The 18,355-nt window shown below is 48.2% G+C and carries 12 protein-coding genes and 1 CRISPR repeat array; of the genes, 5 read left to right on the top strand and 7 right to left on the bottom strand.

What is annotated here, in order from left to right:
• The 5 genes from ACN4EK_RS26030 to ACN4EK_RS26010 all read left to right on the top strand — a co-directional run.
• Positions 1-1,807: formylglycine-generating enzyme family protein (locus tag ACN4EK_RS26030; RefSeq protein ID WP_431661202.1), on the top strand; the 1,807-nt coding region annotated here is incomplete at its 5' end.
• 181 nt (positions 1,808-1,988) lie between these two features.
• Positions 1,989-2,333, top strand: a complete 345-nt coding sequence (gene avd, locus ACN4EK_RS26025) for a diversity-generating retroelement protein Avd (RefSeq protein ID WP_431661201.1) — start codon at positions 1,989-1,991, stop codon at positions 2,331-2,333.
• Positions 2,334-2,375: 42 nt separating this feature from the next.
• Positions 2,376-3,458, top strand: coding sequence for an RNA-directed DNA polymerase (locus ACN4EK_RS26020; RefSeq protein WP_431661200.1), 1,083 nt, complete (start codon positions 2,376-2,378; stop codon positions 3,456-3,458).
• Between the two features lie 24 nt (positions 3,459-3,482).
• Positions 3,483-3,761, top strand: a complete 279-nt coding sequence (locus ACN4EK_RS26015; protein WP_431661199.1) for a hypothetical protein — start codon at positions 3,483-3,485, stop codon at positions 3,759-3,761.
• A gap of 12 nt (positions 3,762-3,773) precedes the next feature.
• Positions 3,774-4,634, top strand: a complete 861-nt coding sequence (locus ACN4EK_RS26010) for a formylglycine-generating enzyme family protein (RefSeq protein WP_431661197.1) — start codon at positions 3,774-3,776, stop codon at positions 4,632-4,634.
• A gap of 646 nt (positions 4,635-5,280) precedes the next feature.
• Here the strand turns inward: ACN4EK_RS26010 and ACN4EK_RS26005 are convergent.
• The 7 genes from ACN4EK_RS26005 to cas8g1 all read right to left on the bottom strand — a co-directional run bounded on the left by ACN4EK_RS26005 (position 5,281) and on the right by cas8g1 (position 17,929).
• Positions 5,281-5,832 carry a recombinase family protein gene (locus tag ACN4EK_RS26005; RefSeq protein WP_431661196.1) on the bottom strand — a complete coding sequence of 184 codons (552 nt, stop codon included), beginning with the start codon at positions 5,830-5,832 and terminating at the stop codon, positions 5,281-5,283.
• Between the two features lie 332 nt (positions 5,833-6,164).
• Positions 6,165-7,037, bottom strand: a complete 873-nt coding sequence (locus tag ACN4EK_RS26000; RefSeq protein ID WP_431661195.1) for a DNA N-6-adenine-methyltransferase — start codon at positions 7,035-7,037, stop codon at positions 6,165-6,167.
• Between the two features lie 289 nt (positions 7,038-7,326).
• Positions 7,327-8,067, bottom strand: coding sequence for a ParB N-terminal domain-containing protein (locus ACN4EK_RS25995; protein ID WP_431661194.1), 741 nt, complete (start codon positions 8,065-8,067; stop codon positions 7,327-7,329).
• Complete coding sequence (locus ACN4EK_RS25990; protein ID WP_431661193.1) at positions 8,064-8,660, bottom strand: nucleotide-binding protein; 597 nt, start codon at positions 8,658-8,660, stop codon at positions 8,064-8,066. The genes ACN4EK_RS25995 and ACN4EK_RS25990 overlap by 4 nt, the downstream gene beginning before the upstream one ends.
• A 248-nt stretch (positions 8,661-8,908) precedes the next feature.
• Positions 8,909-13,027: direct repeats of the CRISPR family, unit length 37 nt; unit sequence GTTTCAATGTATCCCGCCAGGAAATGGCGGTTTCAAC.
• Between the two features lie 160 nt (positions 13,028-13,187).
• On the bottom strand, positions 13,188-14,696 hold the full coding sequence (csb2, locus tag ACN4EK_RS25985) for a type I-G CRISPR-associated protein Csb2 (protein WP_431661192.1): 1,509 nt from the start codon (positions 14,694-14,696) through the stop codon (positions 13,188-13,190).
• Positions 14,696-15,763, bottom strand: a complete 1,068-nt coding sequence (cas7g, locus tag ACN4EK_RS25980; RefSeq protein WP_431661191.1) for a type I-G CRISPR-associated RAMP protein Csb1/Cas7g — start codon at positions 15,761-15,763, stop codon at positions 14,696-14,698. Before cas7g ends, csb2 begins: the two co-directional genes overlap by 1 nt.
• A 9-nt stretch (positions 15,764-15,772) precedes the next feature.
• Positions 15,773-17,929: a type I-G CRISPR-associated protein Cas8g1/Csx17 gene (gene cas8g1 / locus ACN4EK_RS25975; RefSeq protein ID WP_431661190.1), complete on the bottom strand. Its 2,157-nt coding sequence runs from the start codon at positions 17,927-17,929 to the stop codon at positions 15,773-15,775.
• Between the last annotated feature and the right edge of the window lie 426 nt (positions 17,930-18,355).

Genomic DNA, 18,355 nt, shown 5'->3' with positions numbered 1-18,355 from the left:
TGCTGCCACTCCTGGCGCGACTCAAGCCATGTTGAGTAGGGGAGCGGTGCCAGTGTATCCAGAAGTTAATCAGGAGCAGGAGGAATCGGAAGACCAAGACCAGGAATCAGAAGTTGGGCAGGAGTTAGCAGACAGCAGACAGCAGACAGCAGACAGTTCCATCATTCTGCCAATTATCAGTTTGGAACCGGAACCCGTCAGCCGTTGGGCGAAGGTCACTACTGGGGCAGGAGACACCCGAGTGGCGGGACTGCAAATGTTCCTGAATCAACTCGCCCCCCAGCCGGATGCCTCTGCCCAACCCAACCCACTAACTCCAGAACAGCGAGTACAACAGTTTTGTGCCACCGCATCGATTACAGCCCAAAAGTTAGCGGGATTGATGGCAGCTGTACCAGTCAGCGTACCTATCGCCCATCTCATCCAACAAACGCTCTTACCGCAATCTCAGCAAGTTCATCTAGCAGAAGTGTTTATGGGAGGATTGCTGGATGCTAACCAGCCCAACCAGCCTCAGCAACCCACGCAGTATTACTTTCCAGAACCAGTTAGGGAGAAGTTGATTGATGCTGTCCCCATCTCTAAAACCACTCAGGTACTTGATATAGTTTCCGCCTATATTTCTGAGCGGTTGGGGTTAGGGATCAAAAGTTTTGCAGCCCTAATTGCCGACTGCCGTCAACTAGAGCCACACCAACAACAGACCATCCAACCCTTTGCCGAAATTGGACTCAGCACCTTACGTCGCTTGGGAGGAGATTACCGTAGAAGCGCCGAGCAACTAGCTACCTATCTCAATCCACCACCAGAGCCAACGCCCAAAAATTGGCCACCATTGCAGGAGCACTGCTACCAGGTGGCAACGGTTGAGGTGGAACCCTTACAGCGATTTGAGTTTGAGACAGCAACGATTCAGCAGCAACAACCACCTCCTAAGCCGCGTTCATCACAGCGTCAGTCCTCATCCCAACCAGAATGGGTGATTACCAAGTCACCTGGCTATGGCTGGCAACGGCTAGAAGACTTGGGGAATGGTGTGCAACTGGAACTAGTGGAAATTATAGGCGGCAGGTTCCAGATGGGCTCGCCGGAAGATGAACCAGAACGGTACGACTATGAGAATCCACAGCATGAAGTGACCCTGCATGATTTCTTAATCGGCAAGTACCCAGTGACACAAGCTCAGTGGCGGGCAGTGGCAAGCTTACCGCAGGAGAATCGGCAGCTTAACCCTGACCCAGCTAATTTCAACAGGAAGAACCATCCGGTAGAGCAAGTGTCGTGGGAGGATGCGGTGGAGTTCTGCGCCCGCTTGTCTACGAAAACAGGACGGGAGTACGGTTTACCAACAGAAGCCGAATGGGAGTACGCCTGCCGGGCAGGTAGTACAACGCCGTTCCATTTTGGGGAGATGATTACCCCTGATTTGGCAAATTACGATGGGGACTCTACCTATAACAATGGGCCGGAAGGAGTGAATCGCGGCGAAACCACAGAGGTCGGTAGTTTCCCTGCCAATGCCTGGGGATTATACGATATGCACGGTAATGTCTGGGAATGGTGTGCCGATGACTGGCACCAGAATTATGTGGATAAACCGGACGCCTTAAAAGAGAACGGCAATCAGCCCTGGTTGCTGGCTGAACCACTTGCAGAACAAGACACTGCGCGGTCGTTGCGGGGCGGTTCCTGGTACGTCAATCCGAGGAATTGTCGGTCTGCGGTTCGCAGCTACGGTCATCCGGGCGTGCGCGGCTTCAACCTTGGGTTTCGGGTTGTGTGTCGTGCCGCGAGGACTCTGGCGTAGCCCTTTGCCCTACTTGTCCTTTTGCCTTCTGCCCTCTTTTGTTTACTCTCTGCTCTTGGCGCGTAGCGCCTCCAAAATTTTTTTCACAGATCGCCCGATCGCAAACTTTTATCAAAAACCTGGACATTCCTCCAGCTTTTGCCGCAAACTGATGAACCTTGAAATGTTCGTCAACTGATTTATGAGTGAGTTGCCTATTATTCAGCGCACCTATGACCTGATTCGTTGGTATGTCCCCATCCTGAACCGCTTACCTCGACATCACCGCTTTTTGCTCGGCGATCGCATCATTACTGGGCTCTATGACTTGCTCGATAACCTGATTCGAGCCCGGTATGAATCGAATAAATTGCCCCGACTGGAATCCCTCAACAGCCAATTGGATATTCTGCGGCATCAGACCCGCCTCCTGCTGGATTTTGAATTGGTATCCGTCGATCGCTACGAATATGCTGGGGAATTTATCAACACGATCGGGAGTGAGCTAGGAGGTTGGATTAAGCAACAAAAAGGACGGAAGCAGTAGGAGTCATCAGGCGGCAACATTGAGCGGTCAGGAGGTGAGCATTTGAAACGGTATGGCAATCTCTGGTCACAGGTTACAGCGTTCTCCAACCTTTTAGAAGCGGCTAACAAAGCCCAGAAAGGCAAACGTTATCGAGATACTACGCTCACCTTTAATTACAACCGGGAAGCCGAACTGCTTGACCTGCAAGCCTCCCTATTGGCTAAAACCTATTGCCCTGGTGCTTATCGCACTTTTGAGATTGTTGAGCCTAAGCGGCGGCTGATTTCGGCAGCCCCCTACCGCGATCGTGTCGTTCACCATGCCCTATGCAATATCATTGTGCCCCTGGTAGACCGCAGTTTTATTTACGATTCCTACGCCAATCGCATTGGCAAAGGGAGTCATCGTGCCCTCGATCGCTTCATTCGTTTCGCCCGCTCCAGCCGCTTTGTGTTGCAATGCGATCTACAAAAATACTTTCCTAGTATCGATCACGAAATTCTTAAGGCAATCATTCGGCGTAAAATCAAATGCCAGGACACCCTCTGGTTAATCGATACCATCATCAATAACAGTAACGAGCAACCACCAGCTATATTCCATTTTCCTGGCGATGAGTTGCTCAGTCCCCTCGAGCGGCGGCGTGGCTTACCGATCGGCAACCTCACCAGCCAGTTCTTTGCCAACTGGTATCTCAACTCCTTAGATCAGTTTGTTAAGAATACACTCCGGGTCAAGCGGTATGTGCGGTATGTAGACGACTTTGCCTTGTTTTCTGACGATCGAGGATTCTTGCATGAGGCAAGGCAGGCGATCGAGGAAAATTTGGCCACGGTTCGCCTCAAAATTCATCCGATTAAGAGCCAGTTGTTCGAGACCCAACATGGCGCAAACTTTTTAGGCTTCCGTGTTCTCCCCGTTGGGGATACTTTCCCCAGGCAAGTTTGTGTTCGGGTTCGCACCGAAAATCTCCGACGGGCACGACGACGGCTGCGCCGACAGCAAACAGCGTATAAGCTGGGGCAGCGATCGCTAACCGAACTGCGCCAATCTCTACAAGCATGGGAAGCACACCTCAAACATGGCGACACCTGGCAACTCCGCCAACAGATATTCACCTCACTTGATTTGACAAGGGGGTGAAGACGGGACAGGCACTTCCGGTCGTTGCGGGGCGGTTCCTGGAACAACAATCCGAGGAATTGTCGGTCTGCGATTCGCAACAACAATCATCCGGGCGAGCGCAACAACAACAATGGGTTTCGGGTTGTGTGTCGTGCCGCGAGCACTCTTCTGTACCAGGGCTGGCAGATGGGAATCTGCTGGGTGAGTCGAAGAAGAGTCCAGCCCTGTTCCGGTGATGTCGGTGACGGCATCCAAAAATCAACCCGGTCGGTCAGCTTAGTAAGCCATGCTGAACCGTTGCCCGACCACCCTCACTCCTAACGCTTGGCTCCTATGGCAACCTCTCCCAACACCAAATATCGCATCAATCTTCATATTCAGGAACGGCGTAGTCGCTACTATGCCGAAGACCTGGGGAATGGCATTCTTCTGAAAATGGTAGAAATTCCCGGTGGCACGTTTGTCATGGGGTCGCCCACCGATGAAGTAGAACGAATGGATAGGGAAGGCCCCCAGCATGAGGTGACCCTAGGCGACTTCTTTATGGGCATGTATCCAATTACCCAAGCCCAATGGCAGGCTGTAGCCGCATTTCCCCAGGAGCAGCAGACACTTGACCCACACCCCTCCCGATTTAAGGGAGAAGACCACCCTGTTGAACAGGTAACGTGGGATGAGGCTGTGGAATTTTGTGCGCGGCTCTCTACCAAAACTAGACGGGCATATCGGCTGCCCACAGAGGCAGAGTGGGAGTACGCCTGCCGGGCTGGCACAACGACTCCCTTCCACTTTGGCGACACCATCACTACCGAGTTAGCTAATTATGACGGTACTGATAAAACTTACGGCGCTTACGATCGGGGTCCAAAAGGTATCAAGCGAGGTCAAACCACACCTGTCGGCAGCTTCCCTGCCAATGCCTTTGGTCTCTATGACATGCATGGCAACGTTTGGGAATGGTGTGCTGACCATTGGCACGACAATTATGCCGATAAGCCGAACGACTTGAAATTAGATGGCAATACACCCTGGACGTCAACTAATGAGAGGGCTAACCGGTCGTTGCGGGGCGGTTCCTGGAACGGCTATCCGCGGCTTTGTCGGTCTGCGATTCGCGTCAACGATCATCCGGGCGAGCGCCTCGACTACAATGGGTTTCGGGTTGTGTGTCGTGCCGCGAGGACTCTTCCTTAGCCCTTTGCTCTATTGCCCTTGTGCCCTCTACCCTTGCTTCTTTTCTCTCTTTCCTCTTAGCGCGTAGCGCGATCAAATTATTTTTCAGTTTTGCCACTTCCTATCACCATTTCGTTCTGTATTCATATCAGGGATTCTGTTTTTTCTGCACTAGAAGTAACCTAGTAGTACATCCACCCACCAGGAGGTTAAAATTGTGGTTTTCACAGAAGCCAATCGTGCTGGAAGGAGGTTATGGTTCTAGTGTTCAATCAGCCAATATGGAATCAAATGAAACCAGTGAATTGGGAGGCAAAGAGTTGGAACTACTCCGATTGGATAGCATTGGGCGGGTTGGTCATGGCTGTAGTAGGGGTAGTCGTGGCAGTTGCCACTCCTGAAATCCGCTGTCTCATTCACCTACAATCTGGAGTCTGCCCTCCCACTACCCATTCACTCACTCAAGACATTTGGCATCCCTTTCAAACATTTCTTTCATCCGTTAAACATGACAGCGTTGCTAAACTCACTTATCTCCACAATTCAGCTAATAATATCGGTGATAACTTAGCTAAGCTGTGGCCTCATAAACTTCCACATATCTCAGCCTCTATCTCACATATACACAGTAATTACAAACGATAATAAATTTCTCTTAATTACAACCCTATGAGTGGTTGACATATCTGTAGTAGGTCGCTGGCGAGATTTTTAGCACCTCACAGATTTCCGCGATCGTCCGATTTGGGTCTGCGGCCAATGCTTTCGCCATCGCCAGCTTCTGCGGAGTCACCACCTTCCGACGACCACCTTTCTTGCCTCGTGCCCGAGCGGCACTTAATCCAGCCTGGGTACGCTCCCGAATAATTTCCCGTTCAAATTCTGCGATCGCGCCAAAGATGTGGAAAATGAGCCGACCACCGCTAGTCGTTGTATCCAAGCTTTCTTGAATACTCTTAAATCCAATGCCTTGCTCACCCAGTTGAGTCACTGTTTGAATCAAGTGATTCAGCGATCGGCCTAAGCGATCGAGTTTCCAAACTACCAAAGTATCGCCTTCCCGCAAATATCCCAGTGCTTCTGCTAGACCAGGGCGATCGGATTTAGCGCCACTGGCAATATCGGTAAAGATTTTTTGACACCCCGCTTGCTTGAGCGCATCGGTTTGCAAATCCAGTAATTGCTCAGCTGTCGAAATGCGGGCATAACCGATTAGCATGGCGATGTTTAATCCAAACTGTTCCTCTATTCTCTCAGAACTCAACCCAAAAGCATCATTTTGAGAGATTGATTCTGAGAAGGGTTTTGAGAGTCAAGAACGCTTGATATCTCGTTCGCGAAAATTCGGAATTTCTGGACTGTCAAAAATGACCGTTTACGAGACAACCTAACTGGCGTTTTGAACAAACACTCAATAGGTTTATTGCGATGTGGCTGTTGTGACAATAGTTCATGCAGAACTTAACCATTTCGTTCTTGATAGTTGCTTAATGAACAACTTTCATGATTACTAGTTCTATATTCAGATTACCCTATCACAACCTTTCCTTACTAAGGACCTAATACAGAACCTATTTCTGAAAACACCTCTCTAAATTTTTCTACTTCGGAACCAAGATAGAAAAATAATGAGTCGTGTCCAGGCCGGTCACAATTTTTAGAAACTGGTGAAATGAAAGGAATCCTGCCAACACTACAACGAGGAAACTTTGATTCTAGTTCTCTTACTCCTCGGCTACCACTGACACGAACCAACAAAATAGCCTGATCAACTCTTCCACTTTCAAACTCTGTAATCGCCTTTTGCATCCAAGCGGTTGCACCATAAATGTTTAGCTCGTTGCTACAGCGACCGTAAGGAGGATTAAGCCAAACTCGCCCCCACCAATTCTGCTGCATCCCATCCTCTGCCTGGGTAAAATAGTGCTTTGCTTGCACTATACCCTGTGCTACTGGGCTACTGGCTGGATCGAGGTCAATCTTACCCATTACCCTTCTTGCCATTTCAATAAATTTCTCCGGGGTATACCATTCATTCGAGTCACTAGAATGTTTGACCTGACGAGCGTTCTCAGCTGGACTCATTCGCGGTAAATCTAAACCAAATTGCTCAGCTATCTTTGCTATATATTCAATTTGAATCTGAATTTCCTTTTTCTCAGCATTAATTTTTTCTAATTTAGCTCCACGTTCTATCTCTGCCTTAATCGAAGTATATTCATCGTAATTTAATGGCTGGCTTTGCCTTTTACCTTTAGCATCAAACCAGCGCTTACGATAATAAATTCTTTCAGTTCCACGACCATTACGAGTAGAATCCAAGCCAAAATCAGGATTGATTAAAAAAATTCCCTGACCTCTAATTTCTGCTTCAGCTTTCTCCAGCATTTTTAATTTTTGCTGCAAGTCTTTCAGAGTCATCATGAGTTATGTGTCAAGCTAAATTTAATTTTAGCAACTGACACATACTTCAGACTACTTTTTACTTCACTAGCTGTTTCAGGCTATAGATCGGAAGCAGAAGCTATTAGATGCCACAATGCCCAATGTGGTATGTGTCAATCAACCTGGTTTTTTAGAAGCTGACACATACTTTGTAATTTTCCTTACCCATTAACCATCGTTTCTGATGCGTCCCAAACTGGCACAATCCTCCCTTGAAATACCAATATCTCCTATCAAGGCAAAAATTGGTTTGAAGCTACCATCTCAACTAATAATCATTCATCGCTTTTTTAAGCAGATGGATGAAGTCCGGTAGTTTCTCTGCTAAATCTTTTTCTGCTGGTGTTTGAGGCTTTCCCTGTTGCCACTTATCCAACCTGGATAAAGCCTGCTTTAAAAGTACGACACGTGTCGTACTTTTTTCTGTCGCCTTTTCCTGTGGCTCATCATCACCCAGATATCGTTGAATCGTCCGAAGATGTTTACCAACGACCACAGCTAATGCAGGCATCAAAGCTTTTTGCCCCTTCTTGGGTCTGCCTTTAACATCAACATAACCCGACTCTCGCAGGCGATCGGCGATTGCTCTGACTTCAGCAGGGGTATAGTCGCGTCGTTGTTCGTTCTCAGCAACCTCAATTTGGAGTGCTAATTCGGGATCTGCATCAGCGTCAAAGGGTAATCGCCGAATTGGAATGAGTTCATTGGGAAAATTCTTCTGATATTTGTTGGGCTGAGTTTCCCTCAGATGATTAATGGCTGCTAGGCGATGCCCGCCTGCCAGGAGCCGCCCGTGATTGTCGATAACTAACGGCTCAATTAACCCGAGAACCGCGATCGACTCTGCTAAGGACTCGACATGCTTCGGATTGAGGGGACGAGTATCTTGCTGGCGAGTTTGAATCTGAGCTAAGGGCAGTGTGCTGTCTTGAACTTTGAACTGAGGTTGTTGCTCTTGCCGACTCTGTTTCGCTTGGGCGGCAGCAATAATCTTATCCAGGTTGGTCATTTCTTCACCACCTTCACAATCTCTTTGCCGACTGCTGTGTAATCTGCCCAAGCCTCAGCTGACTTCGGATCTCGCACGTCTGAAACGGGAACTCCCAAATTTTCAGCTTTCAGGTAAACCGTAAAACGACGAATCATTGTGTTAAATACGGGTAACCCAGCTTTTTTCAAGGCTGATAATGCCTTCTCACCTTCGCGGCTCGGCTTAGGAGGAACAACGGTTAACAGGATCTTATAGCGATCGCTGGGCAAAACCGCTAATGTCCCAATGGTTGCCTCCAGGGAAAAGGTGGTTGGGGTACAGGGAACCACCAGCAAATCAGAGGTTTCTGCTAAGGCAACCAATTCTTCATTCGTGGGTCTGGCTGCCGTATCGATTACCAGGTGATCGTAGCGATCGGGAAGGGAATCACCATCACACACAGAAAAGGGTAAGTTCTCGCCTCCCCGTTCAAACCAATTAATCACGCTACGGTTCAAATCTCCGTCTGCCAATACAGTTTTATTTCGTTTATTTGCTAGGTAGGCTGCTAGATGAATTGCTGTGGTGGACTTGCCAACGCCACCTTTGAAGCTGGTTATGGTGATAATCATGAATGTCATTCTACCCCGCGAATAATCAGGCGAGGCAGATTGATTGACCTGTACAGGCAACCCAATGAAAATAGCTCAAAATGGCTGGAGTAAGGTTTGAACTCTAAAACGGTTATCCTGCACTCCACACGGATATACTCAAACTGGTGATTTTACTAAGCAGATCATTCACCTACCTATCCAATCTTTACATGAGTTCCGAGGCTAATCCTCCCTCAACAGAGCGCCCTAATCCGCCCAATTAGCCATTTTCAATGTATTCCGCTGTGAAGTGGCGGTCTCAACTTGAACTACTTACCTTGTCCGCGATCACGGACAAGGTGTTTCAATATATCCCACCGGGAAGGGGCGGTTCCAACGGCTGTAACCCGCTTATTTGTCCAAGCCAACACCCGATTTCAATGTATCCCGCCGGGAAATGGCGGTTTCAACGGAACAGGGAGGGGACGGGCGAACTCAGGAGGTTGTTTCAATGTATCCCGCCAGGAAATGGCGGTTTCAACGATCGCCATGAGTTTCGCGGGTCTACCACCACTTGTTTCAATGTATCCCGCCAGGAAATGGCGGTTTCAACGTCCTTCCAGGACGCTGCTGGGATAGCTGAAATCGTTTCAATGTATCCCGCCAGGAAATGGCGGTTTCAACCGGTATTACCTTTGTCGGGGTGAGATGCGAATACGTTTCAATGTATCCCGCCAGGAAATGGCGGTTTCAACGACGTTGTTCGCCCATTGCTCTAATGGGTTTTCAATGTTTCAATGTATCCCGCCAGGAAATGGCGGTTTCAACTTGTTTCCCAAAACTTTTTAATAGGTACATCCATGTTGTTTCAATGTATCCCGCCAGGAAATGGCGGTTTCAACCCGCAGTGCTGTAAGCCCTCGTGTGCCACAGCGCCTGTTTCAATGTATCCCGCCAGGAAATGGCGGTTTCAACGATTAATACGGGCACTCGCGTAGCCACAGTACAAGTTTCAATGTATCCCGCCAGGAAATGGCGGTTTCAACAAAGAGTACGCGGCGGATTGGCTGAAGAATGCCAAGTTTCAATGTATCCCGCCAGGAAATGGCGGTTTCAACAAAGCTATCCCTCAAGCGTCGGCAAGTTGGGTTGATGTTTCAATGTATCCCGCCAGGAAATGGCGGTTTCAACGCCCCCAGACGATCGCACTTATCAATGGCTTTAACGTTTCAATGTATCCCGCCAGGAAATGGCGGTTTCAACCTACCACTGGCGGTGATCCAGCATGTTTACACCTGTTTCAATGTATCCCGCCAGGAAATGGCGGTTTCAACAAGGAACCTGGCACGATGGGAGCATTTGTGCCAGACCGTTTCAATGTATCCCGCCAGGAAATGGCGGTTTCAACTCCCAGCCCCCATGACTGACTTCTGACTTTTTGACGTGCCAGACCGTTTCAATGTATCCCGCCAGGAAATGGCGGTTTCAACTCCATCATGCAGCCAGCTGCCACGCCTAACCAGTTCGTTTCAATGTATCCCGCCAGGAAATGGCGGTTTCAACAGCCGCGATCGGCTATCTTCTGGCAGGACTGGATTGTTTCAATGTATCCCGCCAGGAAATGGCGGTTTCAACTTCTGCCGCTTGGCATCAGCATCCCCTTTGTCATTAATGGGGTTTCAATGTATCCCGCCAGGAAATGGCGGTTTCAACTTTTTAGAGTTCACAGCCGGAGTATTGAATGAGTAGTTTCAATGTATCCCGCCAGGAAATGGCGGTTTCAACTTGCTGAGTTGTTGCTGTCGCCAAAACTGGCAACTGGTTTCAATGTATCCCGCCAGGAAATGGCGGTTTCAACACACTGCCTCCGGGCGATCGTCGCTACGCTTCCCGCCAGTTCGTTTCAATGTATCCCGCCAGGAAATGGCGGTTTCAACCTCTACAACCAGCTATCAAAGCTCGACATCATCCCCGTTTCAATGTATCCCGCCAGGAAATGGCGGTTTCAACAGCTTCAGCTTCTTCTGATTACTTGGTAGCGCCTTGTTTCAATGTATCCCGCCAGGAAATGGCGGTTTCAACCACTCAAATATCATCTGATGTTCACGCCGCAAGTATGTTTCAATGTATCCCGCCAGGAAATGGCGGTTTCAACCTGATAGCCGGATCACAGAGGAAACCTACACCCTGTTTCAATGTATCCCGCCAGGAAATGGCGGTTTCAACAAGAATGAACGAGCCAGAGATTAACTGCCCTGTTGTTTCAATGTATCCCGCCAGGAAATGGCGGTTTCAACGCAGAAAAAATATAAGCCTGCCCTCGATCGTCAAGCGGTTTCAATGTATCCCGCCAGGAAATGGCGGTTTCAACCTTAATGGTGGCTGTGTCCGGTGCGATCGCAGTAGTTTCAATGTATCCCGCCAGGAAATGGCGGTTTCAACCTTCTGGAACTGCTGTTCCCGCGCTTCCTTAGCCTTCTGGGTTTCAATGTATCCCGCCAGGAAATGGCGGTTTCAACTACGATCGTGACTTGTTGATGTCCTGGCAATCGAATGTTTCAATGTATCCCGCCAGGAAATGGCGGTTTCAACCGAAGGTCGGTACTTCAACAATAGCAACGGGCTTGCGTTTCAATGTATCCCGCCAGGAAATGGCGGTTTCAACGAACTTATCAGTCGAGGTAGAGAGGTCAGAAGCACCTGTTTCAATGTATCCCGCCAGGAAATGGCGGTTTCAACTTGAATGTCGCCATTGTCGAAATCGATGCCGACGAGTTTCAATGTATCCCGCCAGGAAATGGCGGTTTCAACGATAGAGCCGCGATCGCACCCCCTCCCCTATGGCGTTTCAATGTATCCCGCCAGGAAATGGCGGTTTCAACTTATGTCCTACGGTGTCGCTCCTCGAGGTTGCTGTTTCAATGTATCCCGCCAGGAAATGGCGGTTTCAACATGTCCCCTGCCACCTTCTTGATCGCTTTGGCGGCGTTTCAATGTATCCCGCCAGGAAATGGCGGTTTCAACTTGCTGCTGGTGTAACTTTGGCGGGTGAGCTATTAGTTTCAATGTATCCCGCCAGGAAATGGCGGTTTCAACGAGTAGCTGCCTTCACTCGGTACACGGTCAGGACGTTTCAATGTATCCCGCCAGGAAATGGCGGTTTCAACAAACGCTCAGGCATCGTTGGCGATCGCGTCCATCACCGCTAAGTTTCAATGTATCCCGCCAGGAAATGGCGGTTTCAACGGCGATCCGAGAGATCCGCAAACTGAATCCCAGTTCGTTTCAATGTATCCCGCCAGGAAATGGCGGTTTCAACGGCTTTTTAGGTTCATCTTTGGGCTTGCTCTTAGCTGTTTCAATGTATCCCGCCAGGAAATGGCGGTTTCAACCATCAGTCACGGGTTCGGGCTGATGGGTCAAGACAGGTTTCAATGTATCCCGCCAGGAAATGGCGGTTTCAACCAGGCGAAATCTGGGGGATGGTTGCCGTGATGGTAGTTTCAATGTATCCCGCCAGGAAATGGCGGTTTCAACCTGACCCACCCGTGCCGGATACTGGCTACCTCTGGGTTTCAATGTATCCCGCCAGGAAATGGCGGTTTCAACTCCCTAAAATGCTGCTGGTCTATGAACAAATGGAGAAGTTTCAATGTATCCCGCCAGGAAATGGCGGTTTCAACCCCCTCTAGTGCCTTTTGTTCGTTTTCCAGGGCTTTGTTTCAATGTATCCCGCCAGGAAATGGCGGTTTCAACCAACCAGCCAGCGCTCGCCTCTTGAGCCTGTTCTAGGTTTCAATGTATCCCGCCAGGAAATGGCGGTTTCAACACGACGCAGCCGAATTCTACTGGCACTGGTCAGGCGTTTCAATGTATCCCGCCAGGAAATGGCGGTTTCAACCAACCTCTTGCGCCGATCGCACATCAGCACACTGGGTTTCAATGTATCCCGCCAGGAAATGGCGGTTTCAACAATGGCTCTAATAGCTATCTGCTGATTACCAATCAGTTTCAATGTATCCCGCCAGGAAATGGCGGTTTCAACGCCCTTGATATGAATTGCCCCGGTTCCCGCCTTGGTTTCAATGTATCCCGCCAGGAAATGGCGGTTTCAACAATTTCTTCCTGTGTCATCTCTTTGAATTAAAGTTGTTTCAATGTATCCCGCCAGGAAATGGCGGTTTCAACCACAGATTTTTTGCTCGCCTGCCTGCCCGATCGCTGTTTCAATGTATCCCGCCAGGAAATGGCGGTTTCAACCAACTCCAGGGATAACTGAGAACTAACCAGCTTCAAGTTTCAATGTATCCCGCCAGGAAATGGCGGTTTCAACCTCAATGGTGATCGAGTTATCTACATTCTTGGTTAAGTTTCAATGTATCCCGCCAGGAAATGGCGGTTTCAACAGTAGAGCTTTGAAAGTGCTTCACATCGTGCGTTTTCGAGGCTCTTTGCGCGGATGACCCTGATAAATCTAAATTCAACAGAAACAAGTTTAAACAAAGTTCGGATACTACTCCACAAAGCTTGCTATGAGCTGATTCTAGAAATGCGCGAATCAAGAAATCAAAAAATAGCGAAAGTCCTTTGCCCAACTGCTTCTTGCGCAATTGCCTGTTCTATACCTACCGATTCGCGCATAGGCGAGAGCATTCCCAAACCAAAATACTCCCCATACCCAATACTAAGATGCCCTGTAAAGGGAGTAGCAAGTTCAATATCTACCTGATATCCTTCCGCCGTACCTCTCAAATTATTGCCAGATTTGCGGACATTCTGCCAACGATACCAACTAGGAAATAGACTGGCGCGATCGCACCAGGCAACCGGCAAATCTTGTGCGATCGCGCACAGTCGTTCTCCATCCTGATGGTAAGAAATCGTATGGGGATGAATGCCAAGATGTAAGGAGAGCAACGAGCGCAGCGCTTGATGTTCAACACCGCAATCTTGAAACTGAGTTCCAGATAACATCCTAGGCTTACCCTTACGGGATTTAGGATAGAGGCTGAGGAAGAAGGGGGTCGTCGATCGCCAATAGCGTGAAGGTTGATAGATATCCTTAGGAGTCAAAGATTCCAAAATCAGGGCAATATTACCGTTCTTTCCCCATAAAGCTTTAACTTCTAAGAATGCCTTAGACTCTTGAGGACGGAATCCTGAAGAGTGATAACAATTGAGATGAGTAACATAACCCTGCCGATCAAATTCTGGGTAGATATAGGCATGAGCAAATTGTAGGGGATTACCCTGCTCATCTTTACCTGTGAAAGTAGAAGTCGGGCACTTCCCTACCAGAGCTTGATGTAGTCGCTCTGCCCACATCAGGTAATCCTCCTTTCTAGGAAGTGCAACTCCTACCAATTGGAACCGGGCATTGCTGGGATACAAGGGAGTAGCAGAAGCCTGAAATCTTGGAGCATCAGAGGAATGAACTGAGTAGCTAATCCATTCACTACCTGGGATCAAGTCGATTTGACGTTCATGCCGTAGAGTCCGGGGTGAAGCATTGAGATGTTCTATGAGTTCACTCGGTGTCTGTCCCACTATTGGGGATAACACTAATGTTGTCCCTGTTGGTTCAGGAGTAGCATTTGGTCTGGGCATTTGCCCAAGGTCTTTCAACTGCCAGTCTGCAATATACTCACTCCTGCCTAAATAACGACAGTAGGGAAGCACTTGGGTAACCGCGGTCTGCTCTTCTGGAGAGAAGACAACATTCGGAAAATGAACCCAGATTGTGTTGTCCTCTTGATGAAACCGAAGTGCAGGTTCAATTACCTTCCGCCCTCCCTTATAAAGATTCTCATCATTTGTCTGATCCTTACGGTAGTAGCGATGCTGAGTATAAGTCGTTGCTGGAAGATAGAATTCGGGACGAACTTGGCTTAGCTTATATACAGCAGAATCAAGCGCAATAGGTTTCTCCTGACAAAGGTAGGAGCCCGCTAAGATGGAACGCAAGATACGCCAAGGAGAGGGAGGATATTCCACTTTTCCCTCAATATGGGCTGTGTTCCAAGGGTTAGCGCCATAGAGATTGTTGAGCAGAGAAATTGTGATCACCACACTCATTACGCTTCAACCTCCAATTGTCCCTGTTCAACCTCAGCATCACCCTGGTTCTTCTTACCCCGTTTAGGCTTCTCTGTAGACGTGGCAGAGGACTGAGGTTTGGGTTTCAAGTCAAGTGAAATTTTTGTGATTGCAGGATCAGCAAACAATTTTTGTGCAGCACACTGGTTAATCAGTTTTGGAATCTGCTGCTCCAATTCTTCAAAGGGGGGAACAGTTCCGATCACCTCAGGATCATCCACAACCTCTAAGATACAGTTAGAGCGAAGTCGCAGGTCAGACTGCAAAAATGCATAGATTTTCCAGCAAGCGATCGCCTTCAACAGGGATTTTGCACACTCCTCTAAAGGAAGCACAGCAATCAACTCATCATCAATAAAGAATGCTGCTTCAATCCGTTTTGCAACAAACTCTTCAGCATAGTGAATAATGTTTCCAGCTCCAGCTTTAGAAGCGCGATCGTCTCCACCCTCGGCCTTGCCATCGATGATCGCTGTCAGATCAAAGTCTTTCCCACTGGCACTAATTGGGTCTTTTACCGCACCACCCGTAACAACAGGAGCAATATCGAACGCATCAATTCGCCCTCCCATAAGACGCAAAGCTTTGTGCTTGCCCTCTTCTACATGGCTATAGAAGCAACCATGCAGAAGGGAATTTGGGCAGTATTTGAACGTAGCTGCCGCAACACCCATTGAATTTAGGTCATTGAGCAGCTGTTTACTAAATGGGTCTTTACTTTTAGAGATATAAGCAGATGCAAGGCGATGGGGCAGAGATAGAGAACTGGCAATGTAAGAGCCGGTTGCTTTATCTACTAGGCGTACATAGGGCAACCCAGTAAAGATTGATTTTACATCCTGCTTTGCAGCACTCCAGACCGTTGCTTCTAACCGATTGGCGATCGACTGAGGTGACTCTACTAGCAAATTTTCCTGGTTACTACCGGGAATAACAAACCGGGAAGCCTTAATATCAGGAAATCCAGTTGGCTGAAAACTTCCATAAACTGCCGGAGCAAGATTCACCTTAATGATGGTTCTAGACGATGTGCGATTTAGTTTCAAGAGTTCCTCCTAGAGAAAACGAGAAAAACGGTGGTCAATTTGATACTGAGTAAGGGGAAAAGCTAGGGATGCCGCCATAACACGGTTAAAGTCTGCTCCTCTAAAACTTCCAGATAGGCTTACTTTGGGGCAATATCCAGCACTTCTAAGTAACCGAATAGCCTGTTCTCCGGCTCGATCTGGTTGGTTCAAACTCAACCAGCGCACCAACATCTGTGTGTGTTCGGCAACTTTTCCCTCAATTCCATCCCGGCGATCGCCCCATACACAGGCAGAACACAGGACGTACAACGGTGAAATGAAATAGTCTGTTGATTGGATAGCAGGTAAAGAGAAATCTTTAAATGAGCAGAGGGCAAAACCTCTCAGCAATTCTTCAAACCTTCCTAGCTCGGCATCTTGCTGAATAAAGCAACCGACATCGCAAGGTAAGGCAGGAATAAACCAGCTTGGCTTACCATTTAATTCCCAGTGCTGCTGTAACTTCAATAAGGACTGGATGGGTGAACCATTGATCCAACAAGAAGTTACGCTCTCATCCCATTTCCACCACCCCTGCTCAGATCGACTGACTCGGAAGAGTTGAGAACGGAGTTGACAACTGGCAAGGGAAAGCGCCAATCGCGCTTCAGGACTACTATCTTCCTGCAATGCCTTCGCTACCCATTTAGATGACAATGTTGGGCAGGGAGAAGGTAAGGTATCTTCGCCGATCTCCCCTGAATTTGAAATATAGGATTCTAGGGCACCGATCGCAGTTAAGACATCAATAACCCGCCCATTTGACCCCAACAAGTTAAAAATTGAGGATTCTAAACAGTTAAATAATGCCTCTAATTTCGGAGTTGCTTCTTTTCGGCGGCAAAATCGCTTCATGAACTGGCGATAAGGACGTAGTTCAGCGGCGAAATCAACTAACCCTTTGATGGGGCGAAATTGTCCCAAGCTTACAGAGAAATTAGCTTGTCCTTTTCGGTTCAAGAAGCCGTAGCGAACAAATCGATCAATAGTGCGATCAGCACCCCATTGAGAAACTTCGGCAGCAAAATCGATCGAATCTCGAATGGGTTGCCGTGATAAACGGTTGCGACCTCGTTCAAATAAAGCTTCTCGCAGTCCTTGTGCTGTAACAAAGTTCTCCCAAACAGGCAACCAGATTTCCTCAATATCCTGTCCCCGCACCTCATCTGAAGCACTAGATGGGTCTAGCGCTGTGTTAAGTGATACAGCTAAGGAATAGTGAGAAGTTGTGGATTCAACAGTTTCTACCTCCCGGCAACTCATTCCAGAAAACAGGAAAAGTCCCTCGATCGCCAACACTAAGTCAAATGGATTGCTTGCTGCTGTCGAGTTCATGCCCGCATGAGCGTAATCCTTTGATCGCTGCTCTCGGTATTCGGTATAGAAATCAGATGCCGGATGAAACTGAGTGAGTCCAGTGCTGTCGAGAACATGAGAGTGTAGCTCACCAAATAAACCAGATCGAATTCGCTCCTCACATTTAGCTAAAGGAACACCAGAATTCAAATCCCACAGACCAGCGATCGCTTGGGCAAAACAGAAGCCTAAATCTGCATTACCAATATTTCCCCCAGTCCCTAGTAACTTGGGCATATCAAACTTACGGGTAACGCTCTTCTTCGTGACAATCTCCCGCTCAACTACAACGGCAAGAAACCACTCCTGCCACTGATTACCCGCCTCTGTATCGGCTAACTGCCCTGCAACAATATCCTGAAAATCTTGGATAAACTTAACTTTCTCAGCCTTCTCTGGTTGCCGTTTCAATCCAGATGCCATGACAAATTCCTTTGCAGTGGCGTAGAGCGATCGCAACTTGGAAAAGCGTGGGTTCTCTGCCGCCAACAGCTGCTCCACAATTGGAGCCTTCTTCCAAAAGCCAGAAGTTCCATTCCACGGACTACAGGCTGGGCTTGGGGAATATTGAAGTAGAAAAAAATTAATGATGTCTTGGGGTGAACAAGTTGTCTTCAAAATAAATCTGCTACCATCCCAGCGCCCCATTGCTTGAGGGTCAAGTTGTGCCACCACTCGTAACAACCCCAATGCCTTGAGGTAAGCAGCCATCGGTTCCAAAGTACACCCGGCAAAAATAATGTCCTGCTGGTGACGGGAAGACCGCGATCGAGAAGTCTGAAACATCATTGGTAGTTTCTAGTTCTTATGCGCTGAACTTTTTAGTACACCAGTTTTAGCTTCAGCAAGCAGAAATTGTCAAGTGACTTATTCAATTCTTTCAAATGTATCCCTCCCAACAGGGGAGGTTAAAATCTCGGGACAAATCGTCCTAGTTCTAATTCGCTGGTTTCAATGTATTCCTTCTAGGATTGGACGCAATTTCATCTGCGTTCCTCACTAATGTTTCCAGGAAGGCTAATCTAAAATCTCCCAGCCCTGATTCACTTCTAGCAAATTTTACTATCTCGTCCCAAGAATTTTCACCATAGGAAGGTGGAATGTTGAGAATACATTCATTAACGAGCATCTCAAACCCTAAATCGACGAGAGGAATAGAATCACCTTCAATTACACCTCGTGCTGACCAAGAATCAACCGAAACCCTAACCTTAC

This window comes from Pantanalinema rosaneae CENA516, assembly GCF_050753385.1.
In the GTDB taxonomy this organism is placed as follows: domain Bacteria; phylum Cyanobacteriota; class Cyanobacteriia; order Leptolyngbyales; family Leptolyngbyaceae; genus Pantanalinema; species Pantanalinema rosaneae.
The sequence above is the reverse complement of the archived record's forward strand: the minus strand, read 5'-3'. Positions and strand labels throughout refer to the sequence as shown.

Excerpts from the sequence above, each read along its gene's own strand:
- avd (WP_431661201.1), top strand. The coding sequence starts at position 1,989 with ATGAGTGAGTTGCCTATTATTCAGCGCACCTATGACCTGATTCGTTGG.
- ACN4EK_RS25990 (WP_431661193.1), bottom strand. The coding sequence starts at position 8,660 with ATGATTATCACCATAACCAGCTTCAAAGGTGGCGTTGGCAAGTCCACC.
- ACN4EK_RS26005 (WP_431661196.1), bottom strand. The coding sequence starts at position 5,832 with ATGCTAATCGGTTATGCCCGCATTTCGACAGCTGAGCAATTACTGGAT.
- cas8g1 (WP_431661190.1), bottom strand. The coding sequence starts at position 17,929 with ATGATGTTTCAGACTTCTCGATCGCGGTCTTCCCGTCACCAGCAGGAC.
- ACN4EK_RS26000 (WP_431661195.1), bottom strand. The coding sequence starts at position 7,037 with ATGATGACTCTGAAAGACTTGCAGCAAAAATTAAAAATGCTGGAGAAA.
- csb2 (WP_431661192.1), bottom strand. The coding sequence starts at position 14,696 with ATGAGTGTGGTGATCACAATTTCTCTGCTCAACAATCTCTATGGCGCT.
- ACN4EK_RS25995 (WP_431661194.1), bottom strand. The coding sequence starts at position 8,067 with ATGACCAACCTGGATAAGATTATTGCTGCCGCCCAAGCGAAACAGAGT.
- ACN4EK_RS26010 (WP_431661197.1), top strand. The coding sequence starts at position 3,774 with ATGGCAACCTCTCCCAACACCAAATATCGCATCAATCTTCATATTCAG.